Genomic DNA, 8,743 nt, shown 5'->3' with positions numbered 1-8,743 from the left:
CCCAAGCACTTTGATGACCCGAAGCTTCCCGTCCATTCGCCTGTGTCCACTACCCGAAATAATGGACACAACCCGATCACACGCCCTCCCTCACGCCAAGGTGCCGAGAAATGCGCGCTTACGGGAAAGCCTGTCACATGGCGAAGGGGGACAGTTCAATCAGCTTGAAGTGGGCCAGAATCCATTGTCACAGCCACCGCGAAATCGGCGCTACGCCGCGGGTCGGGCAGCAGCAGAATATCGCCGCGCATCGCCGTGACGATGTCGTGGGCAAGGTTGCGTGCGGCACGTTCGGTCGCGTGCAGTTCGAGTCGGCCGAGAATGCTGCCCACCTGCGGCGTCACGCCGCGGAACCGCGGCAGCAGCGGACCATGATCGTAGCTGTTCTCGGTTCGCGCGATCGCAGCGGCGAGCGCGTCCGACGGATGGCGCGACAAGGTGAAAACCAATGCGCCGCGCAGGGCCGGGTCCGGCAGGTGGTTGCAATGCAGCGAGACGAAAGCGTCGGCCTGGGCACGCTCGGCCATGGCGACCCGGTCGGCGAGTGAAACGAACACGTCGCGCATCCGAGTCATGGCGACGCGGAATTTTCCGCTTGCGAGTAAAGCCTGTCGCAAGTCGAGGCCGACCAGCAAGGTGATCGTCTTTTCGTGAACGCCATCCGGGCCGGTGCAGCCGGGGTCGTCGCCCTCTCGGGCCTCTGGATCGCGTTCGGCACCAAAGAGTCAATACGTCTCGACGTGGAACCGGCCCTCGGCGCGCATCCGGGCGCGGAGGGCTGACCAGTCGAGCCCGGCATTGGCGGCGATGTCGGTCAACGCGGCTTCCGCGCCGCTCTCAAGCCCATGCACACCACAGATATAGATGTGCAGCGTGTCTTTCGCCAGCAGCGCGGCGAGGCTGGCAGAGCGAGAGCGCATCCGGTCCTGGACGTATTCGCGGGGTTGCTCCGGGATGCGCGAATAGACGAGTTCCTTGACGATCAATGTTTCGGGCAGGCGCTGCAGCGGACCGAAATAGGGCAGTTCGCCCGGCGTGCGCGCGCCGAAATACAAATGCAGCCGTCCGCGCGGGGTGGAGGCCGTGCGTCGCCTGCGCTCGGTGAAGCCACGGAATGGCGCCGATCCGGTGCCGGTGCAGATCATCACGATATCGGCGTCAGGGTCGTCGGGCATCAGGAAGGTGGCCCCGAACGGGCCGATCACCTCGATGGTGGCACCGAGCGTCAGATCGCACAGAAAGTTCGAGGCGATTCCCGCGAACATCGTGCCGTCGTCGCGCGGTTCGTGCACGCGCTTGACCGTGATCGCGAGGTTGTTGGTGTTCGGTCGTTCGCCGTCGCGCGGGCTCGCGATCGAATAGAGGCGCATGGTGTGCGACCGGCCGTTCGCGTCGCGCCCCGGCGGGACGATTCCGATGCTCTGGCCTTCGAGTAACGGAAACGCGACAGTGCCGAAATCGAGAATGATGTGGCGGACATCGGAGTCGGTGTCGGGCGCGGTGATGCGCAGATTGCCGGTGACTGTCGCGATCGCCGGTTTCGCGCGGTTGAACAGATTGATGCGCGGCTTTGCCGCACTGGCGGGCGCCGGCACATGGCCGCCCGCGCCGGTATGCGCCTCGTCGAGCAGATGTTGCGCTTCGTCGTCCAGCGCGTCGGCGGTCGATGTCTCGGCTTCGGGTGGTTTTGGCGGCAGTTCGAGCCAGGAAAACTGGTCCTCGATCGAGAAAACCTTGTTCACCACGAACCAGTTGTCGATCGAGCCGGTCGGGCAGGGTGGAATGCAATCCATGCAGAAATTGCATTTCGCCGCATCGACGACATAGTTGTTATCGTCATGCGTGATCGCGTCGACCGGGCACGTCGCCTCACAGGTGTTGCAGCGGATGCAAATCTCGGGGTCGATCAGATGCTGTTTGACCGGCGCGTCAAGCATTGGCAACCTACCGTTATTGAACGATCTGGACGTATTCGAAGTCGCCCGGCTTGTTGTCGATGCCGACGCGCGGCGGCGCGATCCAGGAGGCGAATTTTCCCGTCTCGTGCACCGGCACCATCAGGCTGCTGATGTAGGCGGCATCGGCATCGTCGGGCAGGAACGCGCCTTTGCGCTCGTTCCAGGCCGTGCCGTCGAGCAGATTGCCCTCGGTATCGGCATGGATCGCGGCGAACTCGCCGATCGCGCGGTTGAACGCGACATGTGGCAGTTTCAGCCGGAAGCCGAAACCGGCCTTCTCGATCACCCGGTTCCAGCGCCCCACACCCGATTCGCAATCCTTCACGTAGTCGTCGCGCAGGCGCATGTTCAGCGCGGAGAGCGCGGGGGCTTGTTGTTCAACGATCTGCCCGTCGATGCAGCGCAGCACCGGATAGGTCGCGTCGATCAGCGCATGGTCGTCATCGAGCTTGTCCTCGCGATAGCGGCCCTTGATGCCGGCATTGAAGGCGTTCGCCGCGTTGGTGCTGATCTCGTTGCCGAACAGATCGAGGGTGAGCGAGAAATGCAGGTTCATTTTTTTCTGAATGGTCGGCAGATCGATCACGCCGAGCGCGCGGACTGACGCGATGTCAGTGGGATCGGTGATACCGGCCTGCTGCATCGCCTGCACGGTGCGTTCGACCACGCGCTGCACGCCGCTATCGCCGACGAACATGTGGTGGGCTTCCTCGGTGAGCATGAAGCGGCAGGTGCGCGAGAGCGGATCGAAGCCCGACTGCGCGAGGGCTTCGAGCTGCATCTTGCCGTCGCGATCGGTGAAGTAGGTGAACATGAAAAACGACAGCCAGTCCGGCGTCGCCTCGTTGAACGCACCCAACATGCGCGGCGTGTCCTGGTTGCCCGAGCGGCGCTGCAACAATTCCTCGGCTTCCTCACGGCCATCCGCGCCGAAATATTTGTGCAGCAGATAGACCATCGCCCATAAATGACGGCCTTCCTCGACATTCACCTGGAACAAATTGCGCATGTCATACAGCGAGGGCGCGGTCGCCCCCAGATGGCGCTGTTGCTCGACCGATGCGGGTTCGGTGTCGCCCTGCACCACGATCAACCGGCGCAGCATGGCGCGGTATTCGCCCGGCACGTCCTGCCACGCGGGCTCGCCCTTGTGCTTGCCGAATGGGATGGTGCGGCCTTCCGCCGCCGGGGCAAGCAGGATCCCCCATTTATATTCAGGCATTTTCACATAATCGAACTTCGCCCAACCCTTCGGATCAACGCCGATCGCGGTGCGCAGATAGACCAGCGACTGCTGGAACCCTTCGGGTCCCATGTCCTTCCACCAGTCGATATAGCCGGGATGCCAGGTTTCCAGCGCCTTGCGCACGCGCTGATCGGTGGCGAGGTCAACATTGTTCGGGATCAGCCCGTCATAGTCGATGGTCATGCCGTCGGGCATTGGATGCTCCTGTCAAACGCGGTTGCGGTCGAAATCGGCTTGCTGGCCGGTTCCGTAGCGCTGCAGCGCGCCGGTGGCGCTGACCGCGTTGGGTCGCTGGAATATCCAGTTCTGCCAGGCGGTCAGCCGGCCGAAGATGCGGGTTTCCATGGTTTCCGGGCCGGGGAAGCGCAGATTGGCCTCCATGCCGGTGAGACTGTCAGGCGAGAAACTTGCCCGCTCCTCCAGCATGATTCGGATTTCATCCGCCCAGTCGGTGGCGTCGTAGGCGAAGGTGACGAGCCCCATGTCGTTCGCCGCTTCGGCGTCGAGCGGCGCACCGATCGCGGTTTGGGCTTTCGCGAGGCTTTGTGGTTCGCCGAGGAAGCGGGTCTGCAACCGGGTCAGTCCGTTGCCCATCGGATAGGTGCCGAAATTGGCGGCCCCGAGTGTGAGTGTCGCCGGCGGTTTGTTATCGCCCGACGCTTCACCCGCGAAAATCGCCGAGCGGTCGGCGGCGAAAGCGAGTTCGGCGAGCGTGCCGGCAAAGCAGCTTCCCGGCTCTATAAGGGCGACCACGCTGCGCGAGGTGACATCGATGCGCTTGAGCACGCGCTTGATGAAATGCGTGGTCTCGCGGATGAGCCAATGCGTGGCATGGGTTTCGAGAAATGCGTCATAGGCGAGCACGGCGGCGGGATCGCCCTCGGTGCGGAACACCCACAGGCCGAGTTCCGGCTCGTTGAGGCGCAGATGCAGGATCGCGTCGTCGAGCGCGCGCGCCATCGCCAGCGGCCAGATTTCTGCTCCTTGCGCAACCGCATCGTCAACGCTGTCAGGAACGGGCTCGGTCGGCCCGTGCACCGTGATCACCGCACGGCGTTTTTCCGAGTCGCAATCGACACTGACAAGCAGATAGCGGATCGAACCGCCGTCGATCCGGCGCTCCAACGACGTTAGCGCAATACCCTTCGCGTCACGCGGACGATCGGACCGCGCGGCGGCTTCGCGCGCGCGCTTCGCCACTGTTTCGGCCCAGGCGGAGGGGGGAATCACCTCATCGACCAGCCGCCACGCGACCGCGCGCTTGCCGCGCACGCCTTCCTCGGTGGTGCAGAACACGTCGGCGAGGTCGCGGCGCACACGGCGCTTATCGGTCATTCTGGTCAGCCCGCCAGTGCCGGGAAGCACCGCCAGAAGCGGCAATTCGGGGAGCGAGACCGAGGATTTCCGGTCGTCGATCAGCATGATATGCGACGCGGTCAGCGCCAATTCGTAGCCGCCGCCGGCCGCCGGGCCGCTCACCGCACACAGATAGGTTTGGCCGGAATTTTCGGTGGCATCCTCGATCGACAGCCGCGTCTCGTTGGTGAATTTGCAGAAATTGACCTTGTGGCCGTGGCTCGACTGGCCGAGCATGCGGATGTTGGCTCCGGCGCAGAACACGTTGTCCTTGCCCGAGCGCAGCACCACCGCGCCCACTTCGGGGTGTTCGAAGCGCAACCGCTGCACCGCGTCGTGCAATTCGATATCGACCCCGAGATCGTAGGAATTGAGCTTCAATTCATAGCCCGGCACCAGCCCGCCATTGGGATCGACATCCATGATGAGATGCGCGACCGGGCCATCGAACTCGATGCGCCAATGCTTGTAGCACGTGGGATCGGTGCGGAAGTCGATCAGTGTCCGTGTCGCCATGGCATCCATTTCGCGTCCTCCAATTTCTGCATAATACTGCATTTTTGTCACCAGTCAACAGAAAACTGCAATATTTTGCATAAACCTTCATTCGAGCGCGCGAATCCGGGCGACGAACGGCGCAATCAGCGCCAGCACCACGGCCTCGTGGGTGAGATGCGGGGTGTGGCGCGCGCCCGCGACCAGATGGGTCGCGACCGGACAATAAGAATCGGTCTCCAACGGGCGAAGCTGCGCCGCCGTGCCGTATTCGTCGTCGCTGCCCTGGAACGCGAGCATTGGCACGCGGATCGTCGGCACATACTCATCGATGCGCCAGGCGCGGAAGCCGGGATCGAGCCAGGCGTCGTTCCAACCCCAAAAGGCGTTGCCGGGATCGCGATGGTGGCGCGCGAGGCGGGCGGGCAAATCGGTGGTCTCATAGGCGTCACGTGCCGCTTCGATGCTGGCGACCGAGATATCCTCGACGAACAGATGCGGCGCGATGAGAATAAGGCCACGGAGCGAAAAATTCTGCATCCCTCCGGCATGGATCAGAGCGATCGAAGCGCCGTCCGAATGGCCGAGCAGAATCGTGCGCCGGATGCCGGCCGCTTCGAGCACGCGCGGCAGGATCGCAAGCGCTTCGTCATGCATGTAGGTGAGCGGACGGGGTAGCGGCACCGGATCGGACAGGCCGTAGCCGAAACGCGAATAGGCGAAGACGGCGCCGCCAGTCGCCGCCGCGAGATGCGCCGGAAAATCGCGCCAGAGCGAGACCGAGCCCAGCCCCTCGTGCAGCATGACGATGGTGGGCGCATCGGCGGTGATTTCGCCCCAGAGGCGCGCCTCGATGCGGCGCCCGTCGAGCGTGAGGGACGCATCGCTCATGGGCAGACGCCCGCGCGCAGCTTGAAGCGCTGGATCTTGCCGGTCGCGGTTTTCGGCAGATCATCGACGATGTCGATCCAGCGCGGATATTTCCACGGGCCGATGCGGCGTTTCACATGCTCCTGCAATTGCCGGATCAAATCGGGCGTCGCCGGAATCTCCTCATTCAACACGATAAAAGCGCGCGGTTTGGTCAGCCCATCGGCATCGCGATCGCCGATCACCGCCGCCTCCAGCACCGAGGAGTGGGAGGTGAGCGCGGTCTCGACCTCGAACGGGCTGACCCAGATGCCGCTGACCTTGAACATGTCGTCGCTGCGCCCGCAATAGGTATAGAACCCGTCGGTATCGCGGGTGTATTTGTCGCCGGTGACCATCCATTCGCCGATGAAGGTGCGGCGGGATTTTTCCAGCAGGTTCCAGTAGCCATCGGCCATGCTCGCGCCGCGCACCCATAATTCGCCCGGCCCCTCGCCCTCGATATCGCGCCCGTCCTCATCGACCAGGCGGAGCACATATCCCGGCACCGCGATGCCGGAGGTGCCGTAGCGGATCGTACCGGGCCGGTTGGAGAGAAAAATATGCAGCATCTCGGTGGAACCGACGCCGTCGATGATGTCGGCGCCGGTGATGCGCGACCATGCGGTGCCGATATGCGGGGGCAGCGCCTCGCCGGCCGAGGTGCAGCGGCGCAGCCGGTCCGAGCCCGCGCCCGGCCCGATGCCGGGATGATGCAGAAGGTTTGCATAGAGCGTCGGCACGCCGCAGAAAATGCTTGGCCGGTGCGCGCGCATCAGGGCGAAAACATGCTCGGGCGTGGGCCGGTGCGGCGAAAGCACGGCGGCGGCGGCGACCGACATCGGAAACGTCATCGCATTGCCGAGTCCATAGGCAAAGAATAGCTTGGCTGCCGAATAGACTAAATCGTCCGGAGCGATTTCAAGCACCTGTGCGGCGAAGGTATCGGCGGTGGCGCGCAGGCTGCCATGGACATGGCGCACGCCCTTGGGCGCGCTGGTCGAGCCGGAGGAATAGAGAAAAAAGGCGAGTTCGTCGGGACTGGCATCGGCCGGCGGCGCATCGTCTCCGTCCGGTGCCATTAAAGCGTCGAGCGACATCACGCCGCTGGTTGCCTCGGTATCGCCCGCGACGATGATGCGCCGGAGATCGGGCAATGACGACAGCGTCGGCGCCAGGGCCGGGAGCAGAGCCGCCGAGACGATCGCCGCCTCGGCCCGGCAATCGCCAAGGATATAGCCGATCTGGTCGGCGGGCAGCATGGTGTTGACCGGCACCGGCACCACCCCGGCGCGGATCGCCCCCCAGAAGGCGACCGGAAATTCGATGCTGTCGAGCAGGATCAGCGCGATTCGCGCCTCGCGCCTGATATCGGCCACGCGCAGCCCGGCGGCGAAACGGCTGGTCTCGGCGTGGAGCCCGGCATAGGTGATCGCCCGCGTCTCGTCGATGAAGACAATGCGCTCGCCGCGTCCCTCGCGGACATGGCGGTCGATGAAGTAATCCGCCGCGTTACCGGGCTTGTCGCCGGGCACCTTGATCGTCCCCCGCTTGATCGCCATCGTTTTCTCCCGTTATTGATATGCTTTATCGTGCCTGTGATGAACTATAGTGCATGTTCTCCGATAAAGGAAGACCGATCGCATGGACGCTCCCTCAGACGGCGGGCCTCGACAGGACGACGCGAAGGACCGGCTGCTCGCCACCCTCGGCGAGCGGGTGCGGATGCTGCGCGCGCGCCGGGCCATGCCCCGCAGGATGCTCGCGCGCACGGCCGGGGTCTCGGAACGGCATCTCGCCAATCTCGAAAGCGGGGTCGGCAATGTCTCGATCCTGGTGCTGCGGCAGGTGGCCGAGGCGTTGGCCTGCCCGCTGGCGGAATTGCTGGGCGACGAGACGACATCGAGCCCGGAATGGCTGATGATCCGCGAAATCCTGCATGGGCGCGGCGCGGTGGAGCTTCAGGCCGCGCAGAACGCCCTCGCTTCGCTGTTCGGCGCGCCACGCCGCGAGGAGCGGCGGCGCGACCGGATCGCGCTGATCGGCCTGCGCGGCGCGGGCAAGACCACGCTGGGGCGGATGCTGGCCGAGGCGCTCGATCGGCCCTTTGTCGAGCTGGGCCGGGAGATCACCAGGCTCGCCGGCTGTTCTCCGTCGGAAATCCAGGCGCTCTATGGGCCGAATGCCTATCGGCGCTACGAGCGTCAGGCGTTGGAAGGCGCGCTGCGCGACCATGAGCACGTGGTGATCGCCACGGGCGGGGGGCTGGTTTCCGAGCCCGCGACGTTCAGCCTGCTGCTCGCCGAGTGCTTCACGGTCTGGCTGCAGGCGAGCCCTGAGGAGCACATGAACCGGGTGATCGCCCAGGGCGATTTGCGGCCGATGGCGGACAGCGCCGAGGCGATGGAGGATTTGAAGATGATTCTGGCCGGCCGCGGCGCCTTCTACGCCAAGGCCGATCTCGCTTTCGACACCAGAGGCAAGAGCGTGGCCGCGAGTTTCGCCGGCCTGCGCGGCGCCCTTGGCGTTTAGGAAACCTGTGCGCGGGTGGGTGTAGACGGCTGTGAACGCCGGTTGAAATCCGCACTTATTTGGTGGCGTGTCGGTCGGTGTCCAAGACTGAGGTGTCAAATCGCGTCCAACCGCGACCCCCTTTTCGCGTCCAATTCTGATGGTGTGGAACGCCCCCACCCAACCGCTGGCGTTCGCTGCGGCCGAACTGCGGTAGGATGCCGAACCGTCAACATAGGAGGGTGTATCCATGGAATGGATTGTGACG

General features: G+C 64.3%; 6 protein-coding genes and 1 pseudogene. 1 reads left to right on the top strand and 6 read right to left on the bottom strand.

Features of this window, described 5'->3' with window-relative positions; all coding sequences use genetic code 11:
• Positions 1-155: 155 nt before the first annotated feature.
• From L2A60_RS19175 to L2A60_RS19150, 6 genes and pseudogenes are all read right to left on the bottom strand, one after another.
• Positions 156-680: pseudogene (locus L2A60_RS19175) on the bottom strand (N-acetylmuramoyl-L-alanine amidase family protein); the annotation flags it as partial.
• Positions 681-725: 45 nt separating this feature from the next.
• A complete protein-coding gene (boxA, locus tag L2A60_RS19170) occupies positions 726-1,937 on the bottom strand; it encodes a benzoyl-CoA 2,3-epoxidase subunit BoxA (protein ID WP_235706074.1) in 1,212 nt (403 codons plus the stop codon).
• 13 nt (positions 1,938-1,950) lie between these two features.
• Positions 1,951-3,399 (bottom strand): benzoyl-CoA 2,3-epoxidase subunit BoxB, encoded by a 1,449-nt coding sequence (boxB, locus tag L2A60_RS19165; RefSeq protein WP_235706073.1) that lies wholly within the window; start codon positions 3,397-3,399, stop codon positions 1,951-1,953.
• A gap of 12 nt (positions 3,400-3,411) precedes the next feature.
• Positions 3,412-5,076 carry a 2,3-epoxybenzoyl-CoA dihydrolase gene (boxC, locus tag L2A60_RS19160; RefSeq protein ID WP_235706072.1) on the bottom strand — a complete coding sequence of 555 codons (1,665 nt, stop codon included), beginning with the start codon at positions 5,074-5,076 and terminating at the stop codon, positions 3,412-3,414.
• 87 nt (positions 5,077-5,163) lie between these two features.
• Positions 5,164-5,946 carry an alpha/beta fold hydrolase gene (locus L2A60_RS19155; RefSeq protein ID WP_235706071.1) on the bottom strand — a complete coding sequence of 261 codons (783 nt, stop codon included), beginning with the start codon at positions 5,944-5,946 and terminating at the stop codon, positions 5,164-5,166.
• Positions 5,943-7,526, bottom strand: coding sequence for a benzoate-CoA ligase family protein (locus L2A60_RS19150; RefSeq protein ID WP_235706070.1), 1,584 nt, complete (start codon positions 7,524-7,526; stop codon positions 5,943-5,945). The genes L2A60_RS19155 and L2A60_RS19150 overlap by 4 nt, the downstream gene beginning before the upstream one ends.
• Before the next feature lie 82 nt (positions 7,527-7,608).
• On the opposite strand from L2A60_RS19150, the gene L2A60_RS19145 reads away from it, so the two are divergent.
• On the top strand, positions 7,609-8,496 hold the full coding sequence (locus tag L2A60_RS19145) for a helix-turn-helix transcriptional regulator (protein WP_235706069.1): 888 nt from the start codon (positions 7,609-7,611) through the stop codon (positions 8,494-8,496).
• Positions 8,497-8,743 lie beyond the last annotated feature (247 nt).

It is taken from the genome of Acidiphilium iwatense, assembly GCF_021556475.1.
GTDB lineage: Bacteria > Pseudomonadota > Alphaproteobacteria > Acetobacterales > Acetobacteraceae > Acidiphilium > Acidiphilium iwatense.
The sequence above is the reverse complement of the archived record's forward strand: the minus strand, read 5'-3'. Positions and strand labels throughout refer to the sequence as shown.